Source organism: Rhodanobacter glycinis, from assembly GCF_900114325.1.
Classification (GTDB): domain Bacteria; phylum Pseudomonadota; class Gammaproteobacteria; order Xanthomonadales; family Rhodanobacteraceae; genus Rhodanobacter_A; species Rhodanobacter_A glycinis.
On sequence record NZ_FOSR01000004.1, the window covers coordinates 76,179 to 99,721 of the forward strand.

The following is a 23,543-nucleotide window of genomic DNA, read 5'->3' on the forward strand; positions in this document are numbered from 1 at the left end:
TCTGGTGGAGGTGTCCGCTACGACCGCAGGCGGTGTCGCACGACGAAGGCAGATCCCGCGTCGGTCCCGCTGGCATTGGCGAAGGGGCTCAAGCCCAGCCGCCTCGCCAATGTCAACGGAACCTTCCGCTGCTGCCCAGGGAACTTGCCGGGTTTTGACTGGCAGGCTCCTTGAATCTCTTGAATCGCGCCCCGAGTTACGCTGGAATGGAAACCTGCCGCAAGGGCAATCCCATGTACGAGAATACGGCTCGTCCGGCGCAACTTGGGCGCCTGAGTGTAGCCGATGCCGGCCGCGCGGTCGTCATTTACCCCCTACGCCATCCACGGAGACCCCGATGAGCGACCTGATTACCCATGTGAGCGACGACGCCTTCGAGGCCGAAGTGCTGCAGTCCGACACCCCCGTGCTGCTCGATTTCTGGGCCGAATGGTGCGGCCCGTGCAAGGCCATCGCGCCGATCCTCGACGAGCTGGCCACCCAGTACCAGGGCAAGCTGCGCATCGCCAAGATCAACATCGACGACAACCAGAAGACGCCCCGCACCTACGGCGTGCGCGGCATTCCCACCCTGATGGTGTTCAAGAACGGCAAGGTCGAGGCCACCCAGATCGGTGCCGTCAGCAAGGGCCAACTGGCCCAGATGATCGACAAAACGCTCTGATCCATCCGCTGAAATAGCCGCACCTCCCCGCCGCCGCGCTTTACGGCGCCGCGCGGCGGGTGTTAGATTCGTCCAGACCGTCGGGACTGTCCTGTCCCCCGCGCGACCCGCGCGACGCTCAACACCCTCCTTCCTGTACCAACGGCGCCCCACGAGGTTTGCCCGTGTCCGATATCGAAAGCAAAGACCCGACCGACGCCAAGCGCGCCGATACCAAGCCGGCCGCCGAGCCGCGAGCCCGCGCACCACGCAAGAAAGTCGACAAGTCGGCCGACAAGCCTGTGCAGGCCAGCCTGCCGGTGGACGCACCCGCTCCCGCACCCGCCGCGCCCGCACCGACGCCGGCCCCAGCGCCGACGCCTGCACCCGCGCCAGCTCCGGCTGCCGACAGCCCGTCGCCCGCCAGTGGCGAGGCGAATGCACCGCGCCAGAGCGAAGGCAGCCCGTCCGCGCCCGCCCAGGGCAACGGCAATAACGGCAATAACGGCGGCAACGGTGGCGGCAACAACAATCGCAACGAACGTGACGGCCGCGGTCGCCGCCGCCGCCATGAGCGCGGCCAGCGCCCCGGTGGCCAAGGTGGCGGTCAGGGCAACAACCATCCGCGCAACAATCCCAACGGCTTGCCGATGGACGACGACGAGAATGCCGATGCCGGCAGCAACGATCGTCTGATCAACCTCACCGAGCTCAAGCGCATGAAGGCGCCGCAGCTGCTGGAGTTCGCCGAGTCGCTGGGTATCCGCGAAGGCGTCGCCCGCCAGCGCAAGCAGGATGTGGTGTTCAACATCCTCAAGGCGCACGCCCGCTCCGGCGGCGGCATCTGGGCCGAGGGCGTGCTGGAAATCCTGCAGGATGGCTTCGGCTTCCTGCGCTCCGCCGACGAGTCCTACCTGGCCGGCCCGGACGACATCTACGTCTCGCCCAGCCAGATTCGCCGTTTCAACCTGCGCACCGGCGACTACATCACCGGCCGCGTGCGCCATCCGAAGGAAGGCGAGCGCTACTTCGCCATGCTCCGCGTCGACGACATCAACGGCGATCCGCCGGAGGCGTCGAAGAACAAGATGCTGTTCGAGAACCTCACCCCGCTGTTCCCGCGCACGGCTTTCAAGCTGGAGCGCGGCAACGGTTCGAGCGAGGACATCACCGGCCGCATCCTCGACCTGGTCGCGCCGATCGGCCGCGGCCAGCGCGGCCTGATCGTCTCCCAGCCGAAGTCCGGCAAGACGATGATGCTGCAGAACATCGCCCAGGCGATCAGCTACAACCACCCCGACGCGCACCTGATCATGCTGTTGATCGACGAGCGCCCGGAGGAAGTGACCGAAATCGCCCGCAGCGTGCGCGCCGAGGTCATCAGTTCCACCTTCGACGAGCCGGCCGTGCGCCACGTGCAGGTCGCCGAAATGGTGATCGAGCGCGCCAAGCGCCTGGTCGAGCACAAGAAGGACGTGGTGATCCTGCTCGACTCGATCACCCGCCTGGCGCGCGCCTACAACACCGTGGTGCCCAGCTCCGGCAAGGTGCTCACCGGTGGTGTCGACGCCAACGCACTGCAGCGTCCGAAGCGCTTCTTCGGCGCCGCCCGCAACGTCGAGGAAGGCGGCAGCCTGACCATCGTCGCCACCGCGCTGACCGACACCGGCAGCAAGATGGACGAGGTGATCTACGAAGAGTTCAAGGGCACCGGCAACATGGAAGTGCACCTGAGCCGCCGCATCTCCGAGAAGCGCGTCTACCCGGCGATCGACATCAACCGCTCCGGCACCCGCCGCGAGGACCTGCTGATCGAGCCGGACATGCTGGCCAAGATCTGGATCCTGCGCAAACTGCTGCACCCGATGGACGAGCTGGCGGCGATGGAGTTCATGCTCGACAAGATGAAGAACACCAAGTCCAACGACGAGTTCTTCAATTCGATGAAGCGCTGAGCGCAAGCTCCCGTTTCGCCACACAAGGCCGGCATCCCGCCGGCCTTGTCGTTTCCGGGGCATGGAATCGTCGGCCGCAAGCCGCTGGCAGGTTGTCGGACTTTGGCTGGTTGGGCTGCTAGCATTTCCATCCCCGGCCCACGACGGTTCCCCCATGCGCATCCTGCTTGTCGAAGACGACTCACTGGTGTCCGATGCCATCACCCGCGGCCTCTCGGTCGAGGGTTACGTGGTCGACGCGGTCGCCACGGCCGAGGCGGCGCCAGCCCGACTGGCGGCGGCGCACTACGACCTGGCCATCGTCGATCTCGGTCTGCCCGGCATGGACGGTTTCGACCTGGTGCGACGCCTGCGCAGCGAGGGCAATCCGTTGCCATTGCTGATCGTCACCGCCCGCGACGGCCTGGACGATCGCGTCAGCGCGCTCGACCTCGGCGCCGACGACTACCTGACCAAACCGTTCGCCCTGCCCGAATTGGCTGCGCGTTGCCGCGCGCTGATCCGCCGCGCCGGCGTGGCCGGTTCGAACGAATTGAACGTGGGCGCGCTGCGCATCGACCTGGCCGGCAAGCGCGTGCTTGGCGCCGGCGGCAAGACCCTGGACCTGACCCGGCGCGAATGGTCGATCCTCGAATGCCTGAGCCTGCATAGCGGCCGCGTGGTGAGCAAGGATCGCCTGATGCAGGCCATCGTCGGCTGGGAAGAGGAAATCTCCGGCAACGCGATCGAGGTGCATGTCTCGCGACTGCGTTCCAAGCTCGGCGCGGATGCCACGGTGCGCAGCATCCGCGGCCTCGGCTATCGCCTTGAAGACGCCTGAGCCACGCCGCGCGCACAGCATTCGCGGCCGCCTGCTCGGCTATCTGCTGCTGCCCTTGCTGCTGCTGGTGGCGGCCGGCTTCTGGATCGACCACCACACCCTGGTGATGCCGGTCTATGCCGCGTTCGATCGTTCGCTGTCGCGCACCGCCACCGAGATCGCCGCCCACATCGAGCAACAACCGGATGGCCAGCTGAAAGTCCGTTGGCCGGAGCCGCCGGGAGCTTCACGCGGCTTCGGAAGGCACCCGCCGCCGCGACTCACTTGGCACGGTCCATCGCACCGACCACCATCTCCGGGCTTTGCCGCCCCCTCGTTCGCGCACCACGCCCCACCGCCGCACTTCCGCCCACACGAAACCTTCCTGTTCCGGGTCAGTCGTGCCGATGGCAGCACCATCGCCGGCAATGCCGACCTGGTGGCCGCCCCGATCGAACACAACAACCTCGGCTATCGCAACGCCGACTATCACGGTACGCCGGTGCGCGCAGTCAGCTTGCGCACCACGGTGGCCGGCGAGGCGCTTCTGGTCACGGCCGCCGAAACCATGCACTGGCGCGACCGCGTGGTGCATCGACTGGACACCATCATCGGCCTCGGCGACAGCCTGCAACTGCTGCTGGTGCTGGCCATTTCCATGCTCGGCATCACCGTGGCACTGCGACCGCTGCGCCGGCTGCGCGAGCAGATCGCCAGCCAGTCGCCGGAAAAACTCAAACCGCTGCCAACCGCCCCGATACCCGGCGAAGTGCGCCCGCTGGTCGACTCGCTCAACACCTTGCTGATGACGGTGCGCGACTCGGCGCAATCGCAGCAGCACTTCCTGACCAATGCCGCACACCAGCTGCGCACGCCGCTGACCGGGCTCAAGGCCCAGCTCGAAGTGCTGGCCCGCGAGAATGCCGGCGGCCCGCAACAAGCCCGCATTGCCGCACTGCAGGGCGGCATCGATCGCCTTGCGCATACCGCCAACCAGTTGCTGGCACTGGCCCGCGCCGAACCCTCCGCACACCGCGCCAGCGACTTCACACCGCTGGCGCTGCCCGAACTGGTCGGCGCCGTGGTGTCGACGTTGCTCGACCGGTCACTGGTGGCCGATGTCGATCTGGGCGCCGACTGCCAGCCGGCCGAGGTCGAGGGCATTCACTGGCTGCTGCACGAATTACTGGTGAACCTGGTCGACAATGCGATCCGGCACACGCCGCCCGGCGGCCAGGTCACGGTGCGCTGCGGCACCACCGAGGGGCTGGCCTATCTGGAAGTGGAGGACGACGGCCCCGGGATCCCGCCGGACCTGCGCCAGCGGGTGCGCGAGCGCTTCTACCACGCCGGCGGCAATGGCCAGGGCAGCGGCCTGGGACTGTCCATCGTCGAGGAGATTGCCCGCACCCATCGAGGTCGGCTGCTGATCCTGGACGGCTCGACCGGCGGCGCACGCATGCGCGTCGAATTCCCGGCCGCCGGCTGATCCCGGTCAGGGGAGACGACGGCCCGCCAGTGGTACTTTGAATCGATCCTGACCGCCCCCACAGTGTCAGCCTCCCCGACGAGGATTCCCCGTGTCCATACCCAGTGCCGTCAAGCGCACCCCGATCAGCAGCCGCCAGCAACTCGTCGACTACATCGCCGCGGGCGAGAAGCCGCGCGAGGCGTGGCGTATCGGCACCGAGCACGAAAAGTTCGGCTTCCGCACCGACGACTTGCGGCCGCCCACCTTCGAGGGCGAGCGCGGCATCAAGGTGCTGCTGGAAACACTGGCCAGCCGCTACGGCTGGGACGTGGCGCGCGAAGGCGAGAATCCGGTCGCGCTGTCGCGCAATGGCGCCTCGATCACGCTGGAACCGGCCGGCCAGTTGGAGCTGTCCGGCGCGATGCTGGAAACGATCCACCAGACCTGTTGCGAAGTGAACTCGCACCTCAGGGACGTGCGCTCGGTCGCCGATGAACTCGGCCTCGGCTTCCTCGGCATGGGCTTCCAGCCGAAATGGCGCCGCGACGAAATGCCGTGGATGCCCAAGGGCCGCTACAAGATCATGCGCGAATACATGCCCAAGGTCGGCTCGCTCGGCCTGGACATGATGACGCGCACCTGCACCGTGCAGGTGAACCTGGACTTCGAAAGCGAAGCGGACATGGTGAAGAAATTCCGCACCAGCCTCGCCTTGCAGCCGATCGCCACCGCGCTGTTCGCCGACTCGCCGTTCACCGAAGGCAAGCCCAACGGTTACCAGTCGTACCGCTCGCACATCTGGGAAGACACCGACGCCGACCGCACCGGCATGCTCGATTTCGTGTTCGACGACGGCTTCGGCTACGAGCGCTATATCGACTACATCCTCGACGTGCCGATGTACTTCAGCCTGCAGAACGGCCAGTACCTCGACCTGGCCGGACAGGATTTCAAGAAGTTCATGGCCGGCGAGTTGCCTGCCCTGCCCGGCACCCACGCCACCATGACGGATTTCGCCGATCACCTCACCACCGCGTTTCCCGAGGTGCGCCTGAAGCAGTACCTGGAAATGCGCGGTGCCGACGGCGGCCCGTGGAACCGTTTGTGCGCGTTGCCCGCGCTGTGGGTCGGCCTGCTCTACGACGACGAGGCACTGGATGCCGCCTGGAACCTGGTCAAGGACTTCACCCGCACCGAACGCCACGCCCTGCGCGACGGTGTGCCGAAACAGGCGCTGAAACTGCCGTTCCGCCACGGCAGCGTGCGCGACCTGGCCCGCGAAACATTGAAGATTGCCGCGCACGGGCTGAAGCGCCGCGCCCGCCTCAACCAGCACGGCGCCGACGAGAGCATCTTCCTCGAACCGCTGATCGAAATCGTCGAAGCCAACCAGACCCCGGCCGAACGCAAGCTGGAACTGTTCCACGGCGCCTGGGGCGGCAGCGTGGATCCGGTGTTCAAAAAGTTCGCGTACTAGCGAGCGCGCAGGAGCGCACCCTGTGCGCGATGCTCTTGGCGGCGTAACGAAGAGCATCGCGCACAGGGTGCGCTCCTACAGAAATTCCTGGCAGACCCAAGAAAAAGGCCGGCAATGCCGGCCTTCTTCTTGTCATCGGGCGGAACGCCTTATTTCTTCGGCGCAGCCTTCAAGCCACGATCGATCAGCATCGGCTGGATGCTCGGTTCCTGGCCGCGCCAGTCCTTGTACATCTTGGCCAGGTCTTCGGTGTTGCCGCGCGAGAGGACCATGTTGCGGAAGCGGTCGCCGTTGGCGCGGGTCAGGCCGCCGTTGTCCTTGAAGTCCTCGAAGGCATCGTCGGCGAGCATCTCGGTCCACAGGTAGGCGTAGTAACCGGCGGCGTAGCCGTTGCCCCAGATGTGCTGGAAATAGCTGGAGCGATAGCGCGGCGGCACGTAGCTGAGGTCCACGCCATCCTTCTTCAGCGACTCGGCCTCGAACTTGTCGGCATCCTGCTTCGGCGCGCTGGCCGGCAGCATGTGCCAGTTCATGTCCAGCAGGGCGGCCGAGACCAGCTCGGTCATGTCGTAGCCCTTGTTGAACATGCCGGCCTTCTTCATCTTCTCGACCAGTTCCTTGGGCATCGGCTTGCCGGTCTTGTAGTTCTTGGCGTAGTTGGCGAACACCTTCGGGTTGGTCGCCCAGTGCTCGTTGAACTGCGAGGGGAACTCGACGAAGTCGCGCGCCGTGTTGGTACCGGACAGGGTCGGGTATTCCTCGTCGGCGAACATGCCGTTCAGGGCGTGGCCGAACTCGTGGAACATGGTGATCACGTCATCCATCGACAGCAGCGCGGGCTGGCCCGGTGCCGGCTTGGTGAAGTTGGCGACGTTGTAGATGACCGGCTTGGTGCCGAGCAGCTTGGACTGGCCGACGAAGTTGTCCATCCAGGCGCCGCCGCCCTTGTTGTCGCGCTTGAAGTAGTCGCAATAGAACAGCGCCAGCGGCTTGCCGTCCTTGTCGTCCACCTCGAACACGCGCACGTCCGGCTGGTACACCGGGATGTCCTTGCGCTCCTTGAAGGTCAACCCGTAGAGCTGGTTGGCGGCGTAGAACACGCCGTTCTGGAGCACGTTGTTCAGCTCGAAATACGGCTTGATCTGGTTCTCGTCCAGGTCGTACTTCGCCTTGCGCACCTGCTCGGCGTAGAACTCCCAATCCCACGGCTGCAGCTTGAAGGTCGGCTGGTGCAGCTTGGCCTGGTCCTGGTCGATCTGCTTCTGGATGTCGGCCGCCTCGGTCTTGGCACGCGCCACTGCGGCGGGCGTGAGCTGGGCCATGAACTTCATCACCGTGGCGGGGTTCTTCGCCATCTGGTCGTCGAGCTTCCACGCGGCATAGTTCGGATAGCCGAGCAGTTGGGCTTCCTGCGCGCGGATCTGGGCGAGGCGCTCGATGGTGTCGCGGGTGTCGTCGGCACCGCCCTTCTCGGCACGGTTCCACGAGGCTTCGTACAACGCCTTGCGGGTGTCGCGATCGCTGAGGTCACGCAACTCCGGCTGCTGCGTGGTGTTCTGCAGCGGGATCACCCATTTGCCGTCCAGCCCGCGCGCCTTGGCGGCCTGCGCCGCGGCGTCGATCTCGGCATCGGACAGGCCGGCCAGCTTGGACTTGTCGTCCACCACCAGCGCGCCGTCCTTGGTGGCGGCCAGCAGCTTGTTGGTGAACTGGGTGCTGAGCGTGGAGGCTTCCTGGTTCATCGCCTTGAGCTTGGCCTTGTCCGCGTCGGACAGCTTGGCGCCGGCATGCACGAAGTTCTTGTAGACCACTTCGACCAGCCGCTGCGATTCCGGATCGAGCTTGAGCGAATCGCGCTCGTCGTAGACCTTCTGGATGCGCTGGAACAGCTTGTCGTTGAGGTAGATCGCGTCTTCGTGCGCGGCCAGCTTCGGCGCTTCGGTTTCCTGCACCTTCTGCAGCGCGTCGTCGGTGTTGGCGCCGGTGACGCCGTTGAACACCGCCATCACGCGAGTGAGCATCACGCCGGTCTTCTCCAGCGCCACATAGGTGTTCTCGAAGGTGGCCGGCTCGGGATTGTTGGCGATCTTGTCCACTTCGGCGAGCTGGCGCTTCATGCCTTCCTCGATCGCCGGCTGGTAGTCGCCATCCTTGATCTTGTCGAACGGCGGCGCCTGGAACGGCAGCGTGCTGGCGGTGAAGAACGGGTTGGTGGCACTCACATCGGCCACCGGCGCAGCCGCCGTGGCGGCTTTGGCCGGCGCTGTGGCGGCCGGAGCCGGCGCGGTCTTCCCGGCGTCGTTGGTCGGCTGCGAACAGGCAGCAAGGGCGATCGAAGTGGCAATTACAAGCAGGCGCATGCGCGGCATGGACATTCCCCGGAATGGATGCGGCCGCGACATGCGGCCACGTAAGTCATGGCCGCCGACTGTACCCACAGCTGCCACATCTTCCAAGGGCGATTGCGCAAAAGCACGCCGCGGCAAAGGTCAGGCGTTGCGCACGTCCCGCAGCTGCCAATTCGCTCCGATCAGCCAGTTCAGGCGTTGGCGCAACAGGCTCATCGGCAGGCTGGTGAGCACTTCCACATCCACGTGCAGATCGGCCACATTCGCGCTGACCTGGGCTTGCGCGTCGGTCGCACCCAGCGTCGGATCGACGTCGTCCGGGTCGGCCTGCAGCGCGCGCCAGTGCTCGAACAGCACCGGACTGCGCAACGCCTCCTGCAGTGCCGCGGCGAAATCGCCGGGACCGGCACCGTCATAGCTCAGCGCCGGCTCGCTGCCGCGCGCGTGCGCCAGGTCATCGATGGAAAGGTAGTAACGGTTGCGACTGGCCATGGATCCTCCTTGTGATCGCCCCAGAATGCGTATATCCCGGCATGCTCCGCGTGAAATTCACCCCGCCAACGCCGTCAGGTCCAGGCTCGATGCCGCCTGCGCCGGCGCCACGCCATGCGGCAGGATGCCCAGGCACGGCGCAGGCAGCAGTTCGCGCAAGGTGGCGATGTTTTCATCCGGCGCATCCATCGACGGATCGATACGGTTGCCGACCCAGCCCAGCAGCGGACGCCCATCGGCCACGATCGCCTCGGCCGTCAGCAACGCATGGCTGAGGCAACCCAGCCGCAAACCCACCACCAGGATCACCGGCAATTGCCATGCCCTGGCGATATCCGAGGCGAACAGCCCCGGCGCCAGCGGCACGCGCCAGCCACCGACACCTTCCACCACTACTGCATCATGCTCGGCGCACAAGGCGTCGAAGGCCGCACGCAGCGGTGGCAGCGCGATGGTCACGCCTTCGTGCGCCGCTGCCAGGTGCGGCGACAACGGATCGCGTAGCGCCATCGGATTGACCCGCGCATATGGCAGCGGCGCGCTGCCGGCCGCCAGCAACGCCAGTGCATCTTCGTTGCGCAAGCCATCGGCCGTTTCCATGCAACCACTGGCCACCGGCTTCATGCCACAGGCCACCTGGCCGGCGGCGCGCAGTGCATGCAGCAGCGTGCAGGACGCATGGGTCTTGCCGATGCCGGTGTCGGTACCGGCGATGAAAAACGCGTGGGTCATCTCAACTCATTCCATGCTTGCGCTGGAAGCGCCTGGTCAACGGACCGATCAGAAACATCAGCACATACAGCCAGCCCGGCAACGACCACCACAGCGACGGAACCGTCAATGGCAGAGCCAGCGCCAGCAGCGCCGACAGCAGGCCCAGCACCGTCGGCACCATCCAGGTCAATTGCTCGCGCTGCGCGACCAGCGGGCTCAGGCCGTCGCGTCGTTCGCAACGCGCGGCATGCCGGAACAGCAACGCCAGCGTGCCGGCCATGCAGGTGAACACCAGGCCATAGCAGACATACAGGACGCGCATCTTGGCCGACGTGTCGAGGACGAATTCGCTCGGCAGCGCACCCATGCTGAAGGCGTTGAACAAGCCCGCAAACATCATGTGCAGCGGATAGACGAAGATCAGCGCGAAGAACACCAGCAGCAGTGACAGGAACAATCCGCGTCCATCGGCTCGCAGGCAATGCTGGCGCCAGCGCACGTGACCATGCCAGAAGAACGCGATCATCGAAAAGCTCGCCGCGAACGCGGGAATGCCGCCGAGCATGTGCAGCAACTCCGCGGCACTGGCCGGAATCGAATCACGGCCGATCACCAGCAAGGTCAGGGTGAACGCGAACGCGCCATCCACGAACATGTCCAGTCGTCCCGCCTCGATGCCTTCGCGATGTTCGACCAGGCTCATGCCGCCCTCCCTCCCGTGGTGACGAGCGCATAATAAGGCCTTTGCCGCCGGACCCGAATCCATGTTCGAACTGAAACCGCACGTTCACGCCAGCAAGCGCGAGCATTACGAGGAACTCGTGCAGCAGGCGCGCGGCCTGCTGGCCGGCGAACGCAACCTGATCGCCAACGCCGCCAACTTCAGCGCGCTGGTGTTCAACAGCCTGCCCCAGCTCAACTGGTCCGGCTTCTATCTGTACGACGGCACCGAGCTGGTGGTCGGTCCGTTCCAGGGCAAACCGGCGTGCATCCGCATCGCGCTGGGCAAGGGCGTGTGCGGCACCGCCGCGCAGACGCGCCAGACGCAGATGGTGCGCGACGTCAACGCACACGCCAACCACATCGCCTGCGACGCCGCCTCGCAATCGGAGATCGTGGTGCCGCTGGTGAAAGTCGACGGTTCGCTGCTCGGCGTGTGGGATGTCGACAGCCCGGTCACCGACCGGTTCGACGACGAGGACCGCGCCGGCATGGAAGCACTGTGCGCCGTGTTCATGGATGCCGTGCGCGCCTGACCGCTTTTGCGCGTAGCAGCCCGCTCGCGGGCAATGCTCCTGCTCTGAATCTTGCCGAAGAAAAAAGCATCACCCGCAAGCGGGCTCCTGCTCACCTGCAGCCAGGCATGACTCGACTCAGCGGTCGCGTGGCGTATGCAGCAACGCCATCACCGCCGCACGCGCTTCGTCCACGCCGGTACCGGCGCTGGACGAGAACATCTGCGCCGCCTGCCCTTCGCCGAGCGTCTTGCGCACCGCCGCCCAGGCCTGTGTCGCCTGGCTGCGCGACAGTTTGTCGGCCTTGGTCAGCAGCAGGTGGCAAGGCAGGTGGGTGGCCGCGCAAAAATCCAGCATCATCCGGTCGAACTCCTTCAGCGGGTGGCGGATGTCGGCGATCAGCACCACGCCACGCAAGCTCTGGCGTCGATGCAGGTAGAGATCGATCTCTCGCTTCCAGTGCTCGCGCAGTTCCTCCGGCACCTTGGCGTAGCCGTAGCCGGGAAGGTCGATCAGGCGGGCTTCGGTGCCATCGCCCAGCGGCGGCAGCGCGAACGACACCATCTGCTGGGTCCGCCCCGGCGTCTTGGAGGTGCGTGCCAGTCCCTTATGGTTGGTCAGCGTGTTGAGCGCGCTGGACTTGCCGGCATTGGAACGGCCGGCAAATGCCACTTCGGCGCCCTGGTCGGCGGGAAGCTGGTTGATGCGATGGGCGGCCAGCGTGAACTGTGCGCCTTGGAGTGGATTGGACATGGTTTGACCGGTTGCGGTGGCACGGAGATAATCCGGGGGTTTCTGCCAGTCATGGGTGCGCGCGACATTTCGAGCGCGCCGTGCAGCCACAAGCAGTTTTCCTGGAGACAAGTGTATGAGTTTTCGGCCTGTCGGTTCTCGACCTGCTGTAGTCAGCGCAGTCGCTCTCGCCCTTGCACTGTCCGCAGGCATGGTTTCGGCACATGCTGCCACCACCCAGGCCAAGGCTCCCGCTACCGCCAGCAGCACCGCCAAACCAGCCGCTGCCAGCACCTCCACGGCGCCCGCTGCCGCCGCCAGCGCCGCCCCTGCGGCCACGCCCGTCGCCATGGCCGCGGTGAAACCCGGCGATCCCAAGGCTGGCCAGACCAAGGCGGCCGCCTGCGGCGCCTGTCACGGCATGGATGGCAATTCCACCGATCCGCAATACCCGAAGCTGGCCGGCCAGAGCGAGCAGTACATCGTCCACCAGTTGCAGAATTTCAAGAGCGGCAAGCGCCAGAACCCGATCATGCTGGGCATGGCCACCCCGCTGTCCGAGCAGGACATGCATGACATCGCCGCCTGGTTCGCCAGTCAGAAGGTCCTGCCCGGCGTGGCCGACCAGGCGCTGGTCGAAGCCGGCGAAAAGCTCTATCGCGAAGGCGATGCCAAGCGCGGCATTCCCGCCTGCATGGCGTGCCACAGCATCGACGGCAGCGGCAACCCCGGCGCGATGTATCCGCACCTCGGCGGCCAGCACGCGCAGTACATCGAGGCCCAGCTGAAGGGCTGGCACGATGGCGACAGCTGGGGTACCGATGCCCATTCGCAGATCATGCCGGCGATCGCCAAGAAGCTCGACGCGCAGGACATCAGCGCCGTGGCCAGCTACATCGAAGGCCTGCATGCGGCCGATGCCGCCGGTGCAGCCGCGCCGGCAGCCACCGCGCAATAAGGCTCCTGTTCCCGACCCCGGTGCGGGCAGCCGGGGCCGCGAGCACGCATTCCGCCCGCGACCGCCATGGCGGTCGACACTGTTGCCCCCAGAGGTCAAGTCATGCTGAAGCGTTTGCCGTTCCTTTGCGCCGCCCTGTTCGCGCTCGCTGCCTGCAGCAGTTCCAACAGTGACAACGCCGCCACGCCGGCGCCCGCCGCGCCTGCCACCACCACGACAGCCCCGGCCGCCAGCGCACCGGCGACACCGGCGCCCGCCAGTACCGCGACCGCTCCCGCAGCCAGCAGCACCGCCGCTGCCGCGTCGACGGACACCAGCACACCGCCGCCCGCTCCTGCCGCGGCACCCGCCGAACCGTTCGTGGACAACGGCAAGTGGGTCGAGGGCAAGAACTACTTCCTGATCCAGCCAGCGCAGCCGACCGACCAGCCCGGCAAGGTGGTCGTCACCGAAGTGTTCTCCTACGCCTGCCCGGCCTGCGACCACTTCCACCCGATCTGGGACCGCCTGGTGCGCAGCATGCCCGCCAACGTGGTGGTGGAATACCTGCCCGCCGCGTTCCGCCCGGACGAAAACTGGCCGCTGTTCCAGCGCGCCTACTTCGCCGCCAAGGCGCTGGGCGTGGCCGACAAGACCTACGACGCGATGTTCGATGCCGCCTGGAAGACCGGCGAACTGGCCACCTACGACCTCGCCGCCGGCCGGCCCAAGCCGAAGTCGGCCTGGCCCACCCTGGACGACGTGGCCAAGTTCTACGCCAAGTACGGCGTCGATCCGAAGCAGTTCATCGGCGTGGCCAACTCCTTCAGCGTGAACACGCAGATGAAGCGCGCCGACGATCAGCTCAAGGCCTTCGGCGTCGCCGAAACGCCGACCATCGTGGTCAACGGCAAGTACCGTCTGACCCCGATCAGCGCCGGCAAGAACTACGACGACACCATCGCGCTGACCAAGTGGCTGGTCGCCAAGGAAACCGCCGGCAAGTAAGCCGCATCCGCCACGCCCGGCCATGCCGGGCGTGGCCGTCGCTCCATTCGCAACCCAGCGGCGCGCGACTGCCGCGCCCGCGGAGAAACTCCATGTCCAAGCGATTCGTCTCGATGCGCATGCTCGCCCTGCTCGGCGGACTGGTGCTCGCCAGCGCCTGCAGCGCGGCCAGCAACAGTGCCACGGCGCCTTACACGAATGGCGACGAGTACGTGACCTTGCCCGGCCCGCACCAGCGCTACAGCAATGACGGCAAGGTGGAAGTGGTGGAGGTGTTTTCCTACGCGTGCATCCACTGCGCGGAATTCGCACCGGATGCGGAAAAGCTGCGCAAGGCGCTTCCGCCGGGTGTGAAGTTCAAGCTGTTGCCGGCACCGTTCAACCAGGCCTGGCTGCCGTACGCACGCGCCTTTTATGCCGCCAAGCAGTTGGGCGTGGTGCAGCAGACCCACCTGAAGCTGTTCGTGGAAAAGTTCGCCCAGCACTATCCGCTCAACTCGCTGGATGACCTGGCCGATTTCTACGCGCGCCAGGGCGTCAACCGCGCCAAGTTCATGCAAATCGCTACCTCGCCAGAGGCCACCACGGCACTCAAGGCCGATTTGGCGCTGATCCAGAAATGGGGCGTGGACGCCACGCCGACCATCGTGGTCGACGGCAAGTACCGCAGCAACAACATCACCAGCTACAGCCAGCTGGTCGCGCTGACCCAGTGGCTGGTCAAGCGTGAACTGGCCGAAAAGGGTGGCAAGTAAACACCCTCCGGCATGCCGGGCGTTCACGCCCGGCACCGTTTTCGCGGTGTAACGTGATCCGATGACCCGCAACGCTCCCGACACCGCCGGACGCCGCCTGCGCCTGCTGAGCTGCAACATCCTCGCCGGCGGCAGCGTGCAGCGTTACAGCGAATACGTCACCCGCAGCCTCAGCGCCGTACTGCCGGGACGCAGCAAGCTGGACAACCTCGACCGCCTCGCCGACCTGCTGCCGCAGTTCGACGTGATCGGCCTGCAGGAAGCCGACGCCGGCAGCCTGCGCTCGGGTTTCCTCAACCAGACCCGCTACCTCGCCGAAACCTCCGGCATGCCGTTCTGGAGCCACCAGCCAAACCGGCCGATGGCGCGACTGGCGCACTCGGCCAACGGGCTGATCAGCCGGCTCGAACCGCAGGCGGTGATCGACTACCCGCTGCCCAGCCGCATCCCGGGCCGTGGTGCGCTGCTGGCCCGCTTCGGCGACGGTGACGATGCATTGGCGGTGATGATTGCCCATCTCTCGCTGAGCGCACAGGCCCGCGCGCGCCAGCTCGCCTACATCGCCGAAGTGCTGCAAGACTATCGCCACGTGGTGTTGATGGGCGATCTCAACACCGATGCGCGCAGCACCGAGATGAATCACCTGTTCTCACGCAGCAACCTGCAACCACCGGTGCAACCCACGCCCACATTCCCCAGTTGGAAGCCACGCAAGGCGCTGGACCATATCCTCATTTCGCCATCGATCACGCTGGAGAAAGTCTGGACGCTGCCGCAGGCGTTCTCCGACCACCTGCCGATCGCTGCCGAAGTGCGCCTGCCCGCGCTTGCCGTCGGGAAAAAACGTTGAGCTCACGTCGACTGCTGTCGCTGGCGCTCCCTTGGCTGCTGGTCATCGTGGCGGCCCTGCTGGCAGCGTGGCTGCGTTTTGACCTGGTGCAACCGCCCGCACTGGCGCACCAGTGCAGCGCCGGCAACGGCCCGGCGTGGTGCCCGTTGCGCACGCTCGCCGTGCAGGCCTTCCTCAGCTATGCCTATGGCTACGCCGCACTGGCCGCCGCCGTGCTGGCACTGCTGTGGAAACACATCTTCCCCGCATGGCTGGCCGCTGCCTTGGGCGCATTCGCGTTGATGATGTATTGCCCCGACGCCGGTGCGCTCGCGCTGCTGGTCGGCAGCCTGCGCCTGCTACGGCTGCAGGCGACGAACACGGCGCCACTCGGCGAACACCGGCACGGCGATCGCCAGGCACAGCCCCAGCCATAGCCACGCCGCCACGTTCTGCCCGCATTCCTGCACCACGATCACCACACCGAGCAGCGGTGCCGCCACGGCGAGAAAGCGCTGTTCCAGCGACGGCATCGGCATGGCACGTTGCAGCAACGCCAATACCGCGTAGCCGATGCACGGCAGCGCAAACAGGCCCAGCGGGAAGTCGCGGTAGCGCCCGTCGAATACCTGCAGCAATCCGTACAGCGCCAGCGCAAACAGCCAGGTGAAACGCCAGCCCTGCCACGGCACCGTCGCGAACTCATCGCGATCCAGCCCGGCGGCGATCGCCCGCGCCAGGCGCAAGGCCACCCCCAACGCCAGCACGCAGGCGGCGATCGAGATCGACCAGTCCCAACCGTTCGTGCAGGCATACATCATCTGCCGCGCCTGCCACGCCAGCGCGGCACCTGCCGCCACGCCCGCCAGCGCTGCGGCGAGCCAGCCACGTGCGCCGCGGCGCCAGCCAGCCAGCAGCGCGAACAGCAAGCCGCCTGCCGCAGCTGCCAGCCAGCCCAGCCACCAGCGCGGCACTTCGGTGACCGGGCCTCGCATCGGAAACTTCGGTTTCGCGTGCGCATCGAAGATGCCCCAGTAGCCACCCACGGTGCCTTCCTGGCTCCGTTTCCACGGCTGGTCGAACGCCTCGATCACGTTGTACGGCATCTTCACCGTGGCCGCGTAGGCAAGGAATTCGCGCAGGTAGCGCGCCTCGTTCACCACGCTGGGCACGGCGGCCCGGCGCGGGCGACCTTCGCTGGGCCAGCCGGTTTCGCCGATCATCACCCGCTTGCCGGGAAATGCCCGCTGCATCTGCGCATATACCCGGGCGACATGGCGCACGGCGTGTTCAGGCGACACCGGCGCGTCTTCCCAGTACGGCAGGATATGGATGGTGAGGTAATCCACCGCCGCGGCCATGTGCGGATAACGCAGCCAGTTCTCCCAAACGTCGGCGTAACTCACCGGCACCGACGCGGGAATCGCCGCGCGCACTTGTCGTATATCGGCCGTCAGCGCCTTGGGCGAAAGCTCGCCACGCAGCAACACCTCGTTGCCCACGATCACCCCGCGCAATGCCTGCGGGTGCGCACGCGCGTTGGCGATGCCCTGCGCGATTTCGCGGGCATTCGCCCTGGCGTCGCGGTCCAGCCAGATGCCCATCAACACCTTCATGCCGTAGCGCTGCGCGATCGCCGGTACCGCCGACAGGCCCTGCCCCTGCGAATACGTGCGCACGCAATCGAAGCGCTGCGACAACGCGCGCAAGTCCTCATCGATACGGGCCGGGCTGATGAAGGCATGCGGATCGAACGGTGTCTCGCCCGACAACCGGTATGGCGCATAGGACACGCAGGCGATGCGCGTGGATGGTGCATCCGGCAGATTCACCGGTCGTCCCGCCGACCACCACCACCCCAGGCCGGCCACAGCCGCCAGCACCAACAGCAGCCAGGCCGGCCAGGTCGATCGTGATGGAAGCGCGGGCGATGATGACATGCCGTTCCTTGGTGCGATGCAGGCAGTGACGATGAAGGCGAGCCAGCTTAACAGTCCGCTTCACGCCGGCCCGATACGGCGCATGAATTACACTCGCCAAGGAATGCATGCAGGAGCTCCCATGTCCCCCCACGTCCCCGCCCCTCGCCGCTTCCGCCATCGACTGCTCACACTGCTGGGCGGCGTGTTGCTGGCCGGCTCGGCCACCGCGCAGGCGCCCGCCACCGCCACCCTGACCGCGCAACGCACCGCGTTCCGCCAGGCCTGGGCTTCCGCCACCCAGCAGGGCGGCAACGGCTGGCGCGCGCTGGCCACGAACCTGCGCGACTATCCGCTGTACCCGTACCTGCCTGCCGCCGCACTGGAACACGACATCCGGCAGGCTGACCTGCCTACCGTGCAGGCCTACCTGAAGCAGTATCCCGAGCTGATTCCGGCCCAGGACCTGCGCCGCAACTTCCTCGAAGAACTGGCGCGCCGCAAGGACTGGCAGGGTTTCCGCACGCTGTACCAGCCCGGCATCAACCTCACCCTGACCTGCGATGCCCTGCAGGCGAAACTGGCCGACGGCACGGCACTGAATTTCCAGCAGGATCTGGCCGCCCTGTGGCAGCACGCCAGCCTGCCGAACGCCTGCGATCCGGTGCTGCAGGCCGCCCACGACCAGGGATTGCTTACCGACGCACGGCTGTGGGCGCGCATCGATCGCGCTTTCGATGCCGACAAGGGCGGCACCGTCGCCGCGCTGGCGGGCTGGCTTCCCGATGACCAGAGGCAGACCGCGCTGAAACTGGCGCAAGCACTGCGCGACCCCGCCGCCGCGGCCACCGCCGCGGCCCAATGGCCCGACACCGTGCGGCTGCGCCAGGCCGCCGCCACGGCGCTGCAACGGCTGGCCCGGCGCGCACCGGACACGGCCAACACCGACTGGCAAACCCTGCAACACCATTTCCACTTCAGCAGCGCCCAGCGCAATGCCATACGCCACGCGGTGGTGCTGTTCCGCGCCACCGATTTCGAACCGGATTCGCTGAGCCAGCTGATCGCACTGCCGGCCGCGGCCCAAAGCGACGCCACCCGCGAATGGCGCGTGCGCGTGGCGCTGGCACAACAGGACTGGCGCGCAGTGCTGGCTGGCATCGAAGCGATGCCGGCCGAGCAGCAGAACGACGACGAATGGCGCTACTTCCGTGCTCGCGCCCTGACCGAACTGGGGCATGCGGATACTGCACAACCGCTGTTCCAGTCGCTGGCCGGACAAGCCACCTATTTCGGCTTCCTGGCAGCCGACCGCATCGGCGCCCCCTACGCCATCTGCCCGCTGCAGCCGACCATCGACCCGCAACGCGAGCCGGCCCTGCTGGCCATGCCCGGTCTGCAGCGTGCGTTCGAACTGTACGCGGTGGACCTGCCGCGACGGGCCCGCCGCGAATGGTCGCGCGCGCTGGCCGGTGCCGACGCGGCCACCCGTGCGCTGGCCGCCGACCTCGCCAACCGGCGCGGCTGGTACGACCGCGCGGTGTTCACCTTCAGCCACGGCGACATGCTGCACTACTACGACCTGCGCTTCCCGCTGGCGCGCCAGGACGGCCTGGTGGCGCAGGCCGACGAAGCCGGCATCGACCCGGCCTGGGCCTACGGCATCCTGCGCGCGGAAAGCGCGTGGATGACCGACGCCCACTCCGGCGCCGACGCGCGTGGCCTGATGCAATTGCTGCCCGGCACGGCCGCCAGCGTCGCCCAACGCAACGGACTGGCCTGGGGCGGCGGCGACACGCTGTACGACCCGGCCGTGAACATTGCACTGGGCACGCGCCACCTGGCCGAACTGGCCACGCGTTTCGGCGACGCGCCATGGCTGGCCAGCGCCGCCTACAACGCCGGCTCGGCCAAGGTGAAGCAGTGGCTGGACGCGCGCAGCAGCCTGCCGCCCGACGTGTTCGTTGCCACCATCCCGTACAAGGAAACCCGCGAATACGTGGCGCGGGTGATGGCCTTCAGCGTGATCTACGACTGGCGCCTGCACGGCAAGGTGCTGCCGATGAGCGCGCGCATGCCGGCCTTCGTCGATCCAGCCGCCGGACAGGCGCAGCCCGCCGCACGTCCCACTGCCCACGCCGCACGCAAGGCCGTCGACTGCCCGGCCAGCGAGACACCCGCGCCAGCTACTTCCGCGCCGGCCGGCGCGACAAGTGCGCGCCAGGAGCAGCCATGAGCGCACAAAACCTTGTCGTCCTCGGCGGTACCGGCTTCGTCGGCAGCCGCCTGCTGTCGCGACTGTCGACCGACGGCCACCGCATCGCCGTGCTGTCACGCAACCGCGAGCAGCGCCGCGCGCTGGGCGTGCTGCCCGGCGTGCACGTGCGCAGCGTCGACATCTACGACGACGAGGCCCTGCGCCGCGCACTGGATGGCGCCGACGCGGCCATCAACCTCGTCGGCATCCTCAACCCGCATGGCGCGCACACGTTCCGTCGCGCGCACGTGGAATTGACCCGTCGCCTGATCGCCGCCTGCAGCGCCGCCGGCGTACCGCGACTGCACCAGATGAGCTCGCTGAAGGCCGGCCAGGGCCTGTCGCAATACCTCAAGACGCGCGGCGACGCGGAGGCGCTGGTGAAAGCCTCGGCGCTGCACTGGACGATCTACCAGCCCAGCGTGATCTTCGGCGAAGGCGACGGCCTGGTCCGCCGCTTCGCCACCTTGCTGCGACGCCTGCCCGTGTTGCCGCTGGCCCGCGCCAACGCCCGCCTTGCGCCCACCTGGGTCGGCGACGTGGCCGAAGCCATCGCCCGCTGTGTCCACGACGACCACCCGGCCCGCGGCCGCAGCTTCGAACTGTACGGCCCCGAAGTGCTGACCCTCGGCGAGATCGTGCGCGCCATCCGCGCCACCGCCGGCCTGCGCACTCCGATCATCCCGCTACCCGACGGCCTCGGCCGCCTGCAGGCGCAACTCGCCGGCCTGCTGCCGGGCACGCCCTTCTCGCTCGACAACTTCCGCAGCCTGCGCACCGACTCCGTCGGCAAGAACGATGGCTACGCCATGCTCGGCATCGCACCGCAGCCCTTTACCCCGTGGCTGCCGACGTTGCTTCACGGCCCCGCACGACAGCGCCGGCTGGATGGGGCGCGCAAGCTGCAACGCTGAACGGCCGGACACCCGGCGACAACGCCGGGATACCGCACAAGGTGCCGCCCGTGCACGCAACACCTCGCGCGATACTCAGGCGGAAAACGTCACCGGCGTGGCGGCGGCACCGGCCGCGGCGCGGGCGGGTTGCTGGCGGGCCGCATGGTTTCATCCATCCTGGGACGCCAGTTCATGCGCGGCGGCGGCACCGGCCGAGGCCGCCACATGCGCTGACGCAATCCCGCATCGGAATCGCTGACCAGGGCCAACTGATCGCCATCCTTCCAGACCCAGTGCGCGGCCGAGCCATAGGGTGACGGCAACATCGACACATAGGCGAAATTCACGTCGTAATTGCCGTCCTTGCGCGGTTCGGCGCGCAAGGCCACGCTGACGATCACCTGGCTGCCCACGGCATGTCCCTTGGCCATCGCCGGCTTGGCAATCCACTCGTCGAGGTTTTCCGCCAGCAGCCGCTGCAACTTCGGCGAAAGCGGGGTCGAGGGCAACACCTTGGTGACATGCCCCTTGGCATTCACCGCCACCAGCACCGGCATCACCTTGGGCTTGAAGTGCGTAAGCGACATGGACGACGCCACCGCCGCGCCTCCAGACAGCGCCATGCCCACGCCAGCCAACACCATGCAAAGTCGTTTCACGGGAACCTCCTGGCTCGGGTCCGGGGAAGCCGCCTCTTCCGATGGAAACGCGCCGCCATGCGAGTGGCACGCGCCCCGGAACAGCGGGCGCCCTAAGGTCATCCTACTCCTTCTGCGATCGGCTCATGGCCAAGCCGGGCCGGGCCCGCGTGATGCCAGGCTTTCTCAGTCCAGCAACGGCACCAGGTCCGGATCGCTCCTGGCCATGGCACGGCCATAGGCAGGCCGACTGCCGATGCGTTGCAGATACGCCAGCATGCTCGGGTAGGGCGACAGGTCGACCGGCAGGAATCGACGCATCGTGGTGAGCGAAAAAACGCTCATGACGTCAGCCGCAGCGAATTCGCTGCCGGCAAGGTAGTCGCTCTGCGCCAGCCGTGCCTCGACCAGCGCCAGCAAGCTGTCCAGGCGATGCTGCACCGATTTTCGCACCGGATGATCTGCGGCCAGTTCGCAGCGCGCGATCATCATCGAGATGCCGTGCCTTCAGCGACGGTGGCGACAGACGGGTGACCGGATCACGCGTGTATTTTTCCAGCGCATAGGGAACACCAGGTTCCTCGCACAACCACACGATTCGCTCCGATTGCGAGTGGCCGAGGTGATGGATTTTCAACATGGCGATGTCCTGAAAGAGAGCGATCGACCGAACGGCACCCATCCGGCCAAAGGGCACTATCGGTGCCGGTGCCCGCGGTTCTGTCCGCGGATATCGGTAGGCAGGTAGCCGAAGCGCGCACGAAAGCGCGCGGAAAAACGCGACGCGGAGGCGTAGCCCGTGGCCAACGCGACGTGCAGCACCGGCGCATCGGTGTTCTCCAGCAGCGCCAGCGCATGCGACATGCGTACGTCGTGGACCAGCTCGCGAAAGGCCACGCCCTCCGCCGCCAGCTTCCGCCGCAAGGTCGGGACGCTGGTCGCGGTTTCGTGCGCGACCTGCGCCATCGACCACTCGGCCGACGGATCCGCCGAAAGCAGGCGGCGCACCCGCTGACCGAGCGAGCATGGCCCCGGCGGCGGAAACCGGAAACCCCGCTCGCCAAGCCACAGCAGCACTTCCTGCAGGCGGTGAATGGCGACACTCGCCGGCAGGCCCCCAGTCTCGTCCATGCCATCGAAGGCGCGATGGAACGACGCACGAAACGCCTCATCCAGCGCCGCGTGCCGCGCCACCCGCGGCTGCGACGGTTGGCGCACCACACTCATCGCCGCCAGCAGTTCGGGCTGCCAGCAAATCCACAAGGCCCGATACGCGCCACTGCGGCCCGGCGTATTGGCAAAATCCACCACCTCGCCTGCCTGCACCGACAAGGCCTCGCCGCCGCGTGCAACACACTCGCCGCCGGACCAGCGAACGCGCTTGCGCCCGTCCTCGACCAGGATCAGCGACGCCTGTTCGATCACAACGCGATGCGTGGCCAGGTCGGAACGCTGCACGACGTGCCCGGCTGCGCCCACACCGGGGCGAACCAGCATCGCGCGCGGACCGGCGTCGAGCCGGGTCGTGCGGGTATCGCTGCCTGTCATGCCGGATTCCATGTCGCCTCAAATGCCGTACGTTACCGTGAAGCTGGCCGCGCCGATCGCGTCCATGCGGGTGAAGAACCCCACCAGCGCACCACTCGCATCATCCGGTACCGGCAACGTGTCGGCCGCTACCGCGTGCAGGGTGAAGACATACCGGTGCGGTGCCCCGGGCGGCGGTGCGGCACCGGCGTAGCCATGGATGCCGAGGTCCGTGCGTGTCTGCCGTGCGCCGGCAGGAAGCGGTATCAAGCCGCTCCCTGCACCAGCCGGGAGCTCGGTGGCCTGCGGCGAGATGTCGACCACCACCCAGTGCCAGAAACCGGAGCCGGTCGGCGCATCGGGATCGTACATCGTGAGTACCAGGCTCCCAGTACCTTCGGGTACATCTTCCCAGGCCAACCGGGGCGAGCGATTCCCGCCCTGGTAGCCCGTAGCATCGGATACCTGCGCCAACGGAAGAACACCGCCCTCGTGAAGCTCGTCGCTGAACAATCGGAAAGTCATGCCTGCCTCGCACCTGTTGGAATGAGGCTTCACTGTGCCACCCGCAACACGTGCACTCGCGCCGAGAGCGCTCGATCTCCGCGCCAATTCGCTCACGCTGTTTCGACCTTCAAGGCCGGCCTCGGGAATTTGTCCACATCCTCGAAAACCATCCTGACCACCGGTGCCCGCAGCGACATCGGCGAAGCCACCTCGGCGCGCTGCACTCGCTGCAGCGCCTACCGGGGCCGCCTCACCCTCGGCGGGGAGCACATCGGATACGTCGACGACACCGGCTTCGCCGTCGACGACGATTTCGTCGACGGCGTGCTCCACCGCGACGGCATGATGTCGTACCGCGAGTGGTGACGAAAGAAAGGCGGAGATCGAGGTTTCCCCGCCTCACT

General features: G+C 66.9%; 24 protein-coding genes. 14 read left to right on the plus strand and 10 right to left on the minus strand.

The window, feature by feature from the left end:
* Positions 1 to 337 precede the first annotated feature (337 nt).
* The 5 genes from trxA to BMY90_RS05865 all read left to right on the plus strand — a co-directional run bounded on the left by trxA (position 338) and on the right by BMY90_RS05865 (position 6,345).
* Positions 338 to 664 carry a thioredoxin TrxA gene (gene trxA / locus BMY90_RS05845; protein WP_008217218.1) on the plus strand — a complete coding sequence of 109 codons (327 nt, stop codon included), beginning with the start codon at positions 338 to 340 and terminating at the stop codon, positions 662 to 664.
* Between the two features lie 164 nt (positions 665 to 828).
* Entirely contained in the window at positions 829 to 2,598 is a 1,770-nt protein-coding gene (gene rho / locus BMY90_RS05850) for a transcription termination factor Rho (protein WP_092702448.1), read from the plus strand.
* A 154-nt stretch (positions 2,599 to 2,752) separates the two neighbouring features.
* Positions 2,753 to 3,418, plus strand: coding sequence for a response regulator (locus BMY90_RS05855; protein WP_092702450.1), 666 nt, complete (start codon positions 2,753 to 2,755; stop codon positions 3,416 to 3,418).
* The gene (locus BMY90_RS05860) at positions 3,405 to 4,886 is read left to right on the plus strand and encodes a sensor histidine kinase (protein WP_175481505.1); all 1,482 of its coding nucleotides are present in this window, start codon (positions 3,405 to 3,407) and stop codon (positions 4,884 to 4,886) included. The genes BMY90_RS05855 and BMY90_RS05860 overlap by 14 nt, the downstream gene beginning before the upstream one ends.
* Before the next feature lie 91 nt (positions 4,887 to 4,977).
* Positions 4,978 to 6,345 carry a glutamate--cysteine ligase gene (locus tag BMY90_RS05865; RefSeq protein ID WP_092702454.1) on the plus strand — a complete coding sequence of 456 codons (1,368 nt, stop codon included), beginning with the start codon at positions 4,978 to 4,980 and terminating at the stop codon, positions 6,343 to 6,345.
* Positions 6,346 to 6,494: 149 nt separating this feature from the next.
* Here BMY90_RS05865 and dcp read toward each other — a convergent pair whose 3' ends face one another.
* The 4 genes from dcp to BMY90_RS05885 all read right to left on the minus strand — a co-directional run bounded on the left by dcp (position 6,495) and on the right by BMY90_RS05885 (position 10,602).
* Positions 6,495 to 8,714 (minus strand): peptidyl-dipeptidase Dcp, encoded by a 2,220-nt coding sequence (gene dcp / locus BMY90_RS05870; RefSeq protein WP_217638555.1) that lies wholly within the window; start codon positions 8,712 to 8,714, stop codon positions 6,495 to 6,497.
* 120 nt (positions 8,715 to 8,834) lie between these two features.
* Positions 8,835 to 9,185, minus strand: a complete 351-nt coding sequence (locus BMY90_RS05875) for a hypothetical protein (protein ID WP_008215929.1) — start codon at positions 9,183 to 9,185, stop codon at positions 8,835 to 8,837.
* Between the two features lie 57 nt (positions 9,186 to 9,242).
* Positions 9,243 to 9,917: a dethiobiotin synthase gene (gene bioD / locus BMY90_RS05880; RefSeq protein ID WP_092702457.1), complete on the minus strand. Its 675-nt coding sequence runs from the start codon at positions 9,915 to 9,917 to the stop codon at positions 9,243 to 9,245.
* Between the two features lies 1 nt (position 9,918).
* Entirely contained in the window at positions 9,919 to 10,602 is a 684-nt protein-coding gene (locus tag BMY90_RS05885) for a TMEM175 family protein (RefSeq protein ID WP_092702459.1), read from the minus strand.
* Between the two features lie 61 nt (positions 10,603 to 10,663).
* Here BMY90_RS05885 and BMY90_RS05890 point away from each other — a divergent pair, with 61 nt between their 5' ends.
* A complete protein-coding gene (locus BMY90_RS05890) occupies positions 10,664 to 11,155 on the plus strand; it encodes a GAF domain-containing protein (RefSeq protein WP_008215934.1) in 492 nt (163 codons plus the stop codon).
* Positions 11,156 to 11,272: 117 nt separating this feature from the next.
* On the opposite strand, the gene yihA is transcribed toward BMY90_RS05890, so the two are convergent.
* Positions 11,273 to 11,887 carry a ribosome biogenesis GTP-binding protein YihA/YsxC gene (yihA, locus tag BMY90_RS05895; RefSeq protein ID WP_008215935.1) on the minus strand — a complete coding sequence of 205 codons (615 nt, stop codon included), beginning with the start codon at positions 11,885 to 11,887 and terminating at the stop codon, positions 11,273 to 11,275.
* Positions 11,888 to 12,077: 190 nt separating this feature from the next.
* Between yihA and BMY90_RS05900 the strand changes: the two genes are divergently transcribed.
* The 5 genes from BMY90_RS05900 (at position 12,078) to BMY90_RS05920 (ending at position 15,832) form a co-directional block, all read left to right on the plus strand.
* On the plus strand, positions 12,078 to 12,824 hold the full coding sequence (locus BMY90_RS05900) for a c-type cytochrome (RefSeq protein ID WP_245734942.1): 747 nt from the start codon (positions 12,078 to 12,080) through the stop codon (positions 12,822 to 12,824).
* A gap of 102 nt (positions 12,825 to 12,926) precedes the next feature.
* Positions 12,927 to 13,811 carry a thiol:disulfide interchange protein DsbA/DsbL gene (locus BMY90_RS05905; protein ID WP_092702463.1) on the plus strand — a complete coding sequence of 295 codons (885 nt, stop codon included), beginning with the start codon at positions 12,927 to 12,929 and terminating at the stop codon, positions 13,809 to 13,811.
* Positions 13,812 to 13,903: 92 nt separating this feature from the next.
* The gene (locus BMY90_RS05910) at positions 13,904 to 14,566 is read left to right on the plus strand and encodes a thiol:disulfide interchange protein DsbA/DsbL (protein ID WP_092702465.1); all 663 of its coding nucleotides are present in this window, start codon (positions 13,904 to 13,906) and stop codon (positions 14,564 to 14,566) included.
* Positions 14,567 to 14,627: 61 nt separating this feature from the next.
* The gene (locus BMY90_RS05915; protein ID WP_092702467.1) at positions 14,628 to 15,416 is read left to right on the plus strand and encodes an endonuclease/exonuclease/phosphatase family protein; all 789 of its coding nucleotides are present in this window, start codon (positions 14,628 to 14,630) and stop codon (positions 15,414 to 15,416) included.
* Positions 15,413 to 15,832, plus strand: a complete 420-nt coding sequence (locus BMY90_RS05920; protein ID WP_092702469.1) for a hypothetical protein — start codon at positions 15,413 to 15,415, stop codon at positions 15,830 to 15,832. Before BMY90_RS05915 ends, BMY90_RS05920 begins: the two co-directional genes overlap by 4 nt.
* Here the strand turns inward: BMY90_RS05920 and BMY90_RS05925 are convergent.
* Complete coding sequence (locus BMY90_RS05925; RefSeq protein ID WP_092702471.1) at positions 15,755 to 17,335, minus strand: glycoside hydrolase family 17 protein; 1,581 nt, start codon at positions 17,333 to 17,335, stop codon at positions 15,755 to 15,757. The two genes, BMY90_RS05920 and BMY90_RS05925, sit on opposite strands and share 78 nt — an antisense overlap.
* 121 nt (positions 17,336 to 17,456) lie before the next feature.
* On the opposite strand from BMY90_RS05925, the gene BMY90_RS05930 reads away from it, so the two are divergent.
* Together BMY90_RS05930 and BMY90_RS05935 are read left to right on the plus strand one after the other, a co-directional pair.
* The gene (locus tag BMY90_RS05930; RefSeq protein ID WP_092702473.1) at positions 17,457 to 19,550 is read left to right on the plus strand and encodes a transglycosylase SLT domain-containing protein; all 2,094 of its coding nucleotides are present in this window, start codon (positions 17,457 to 17,459) and stop codon (positions 19,548 to 19,550) included.
* Complete coding sequence (locus BMY90_RS05935) at positions 19,547 to 20,485, plus strand: complex I NDUFA9 subunit family protein (protein ID WP_092702475.1); 939 nt, start codon at positions 19,547 to 19,549, stop codon at positions 20,483 to 20,485. The genes BMY90_RS05930 and BMY90_RS05935 overlap by 4 nt, the downstream gene beginning before the upstream one ends.
* An 89-nt stretch (positions 20,486 to 20,574) precedes the next feature.
* Here the strand turns inward: BMY90_RS05935 and BMY90_RS05940 are convergent, their stop codons facing one another.
* From BMY90_RS05940 to BMY90_RS05955, 4 genes are all read right to left on the minus strand, one after another.
* Entirely contained in the window at positions 20,575 to 21,126 is a 552-nt protein-coding gene (locus BMY90_RS05940) for a hypothetical protein (RefSeq protein WP_139201700.1), read from the minus strand.
* A 165-nt stretch (positions 21,127 to 21,291) separates the two neighbouring features.
* Positions 21,292 to 21,597 carry a glutathione binding-like protein gene (locus BMY90_RS05945; RefSeq protein WP_217638556.1) on the minus strand — a complete coding sequence of 102 codons (306 nt, stop codon included), beginning with the start codon at positions 21,595 to 21,597 and terminating at the stop codon, positions 21,292 to 21,294.
* 204 nt (positions 21,598 to 21,801) lie between these two features.
* Positions 21,802 to 22,665 (minus strand): helix-turn-helix transcriptional regulator, encoded by an 864-nt coding sequence (locus tag BMY90_RS05950; RefSeq protein WP_092702479.1) that lies wholly within the window; start codon positions 22,663 to 22,665, stop codon positions 21,802 to 21,804.
* Between the two features lie 6 nt (positions 22,666 to 22,671).
* Positions 22,672 to 23,157 (minus strand): YbhB/YbcL family Raf kinase inhibitor-like protein, encoded by a 486-nt coding sequence (locus BMY90_RS05955; RefSeq protein WP_092702481.1) that lies wholly within the window; start codon positions 23,155 to 23,157, stop codon positions 22,672 to 22,674.
* Positions 23,158 to 23,286: 129 nt separating this feature from the next.
* Between BMY90_RS05955 and BMY90_RS05960 the strand changes: the two genes are divergently transcribed.
* Complete coding sequence (locus BMY90_RS05960; protein WP_217638557.1) at positions 23,287 to 23,505, plus strand: Atu4866 domain-containing protein; 219 nt, start codon at positions 23,287 to 23,289, stop codon at positions 23,503 to 23,505.
* Positions 23,506 to 23,543: the final 38 nt, after the last annotated feature.

What these genes read in the sequence shown, in the direction of transcription:
- trxA (WP_008217218.1), top strand. Translation starts at nt 338, where the DNA reads ATGAGCGACCTGATTACCCATGTGAGCGACGACGCCTTCGAGGCCGAA.
- BMY90_RS05855 (WP_092702450.1), top strand. Translation starts at nt 2,753, where the DNA reads ATGCGCATCCTGCTTGTCGAAGACGACTCACTGGTGTCCGATGCCATC.
- dcp (WP_217638555.1), bottom strand. Translation starts at nt 8,714, where the DNA reads ATGCCGCGCATGCGCCTGCTTGTAATTGCCACTTCGATCGCCCTTGCT.
- BMY90_RS05875 (WP_008215929.1), bottom strand. Translation starts at nt 9,185, where the DNA reads ATGGCCAGTCGCAACCGTTACTACCTTTCCATCGATGACCTGGCGCAC.
- bioD (WP_092702457.1), bottom strand. Translation starts at nt 9,917, where the DNA reads ATGACCCACGCGTTTTTCATCGCCGGTACCGACACCGGCATCGGCAAG.
- BMY90_RS05885 (WP_092702459.1), bottom strand. Translation starts at nt 10,602, where the DNA reads ATGAGCCTGGTCGAACATCGCGAAGGCATCGAGGCGGGACGACTGGAC.
- BMY90_RS05890 (WP_008215934.1), top strand. Translation starts at nt 10,664, where the DNA reads ATGTTCGAACTGAAACCGCACGTTCACGCCAGCAAGCGCGAGCATTAC.
- yihA (WP_008215935.1), bottom strand. Translation starts at nt 11,887, where the DNA reads ATGTCCAATCCACTCCAAGGCGCACAGTTCACGCTGGCCGCCCATCGC.
- BMY90_RS05900 (WP_245734942.1), top strand. Translation starts at nt 12,078, where the DNA reads ATGGTTTCGGCACATGCTGCCACCACCCAGGCCAAGGCTCCCGCTACC.
- BMY90_RS05905 (WP_092702463.1), top strand. Translation starts at nt 12,927, where the DNA reads ATGCTGAAGCGTTTGCCGTTCCTTTGCGCCGCCCTGTTCGCGCTCGCT.
- BMY90_RS05910 (WP_092702465.1), top strand. Translation starts at nt 13,904, where the DNA reads ATGTCCAAGCGATTCGTCTCGATGCGCATGCTCGCCCTGCTCGGCGGA.
- BMY90_RS05915 (WP_092702467.1), top strand. Translation starts at nt 14,628, where the DNA reads ATGACCCGCAACGCTCCCGACACCGCCGGACGCCGCCTGCGCCTGCTG.
- BMY90_RS05925 (WP_092702471.1), bottom strand. Translation starts at nt 17,335, where the DNA reads ATGTCATCATCGCCCGCGCTTCCATCACGATCGACCTGGCCGGCCTGG.
- BMY90_RS05930 (WP_092702473.1), top strand. Translation starts at nt 17,457, where the DNA reads ATGTCCCCCCACGTCCCCGCCCCTCGCCGCTTCCGCCATCGACTGCTC.
- BMY90_RS05935 (WP_092702475.1), top strand. Translation starts at nt 19,547, where the DNA reads ATGAGCGCACAAAACCTTGTCGTCCTCGGCGGTACCGGCTTCGTCGGC.
- BMY90_RS05945 (WP_217638556.1), bottom strand. Translation starts at nt 21,597, where the DNA reads ATGATGATCGCGCGCTGCGAACTGGCCGCAGATCATCCGGTGCGAAAA.
- BMY90_RS05950 (WP_092702479.1), bottom strand. Translation starts at nt 22,665, where the DNA reads ATGGAATCCGGCATGACAGGCAGCGATACCCGCACGACCCGGCTCGAC.
- BMY90_RS05955 (WP_092702481.1), bottom strand. Translation starts at nt 23,157, where the DNA reads ATGACTTTCCGATTGTTCAGCGACGAGCTTCACGAGGGCGGTGTTCTT.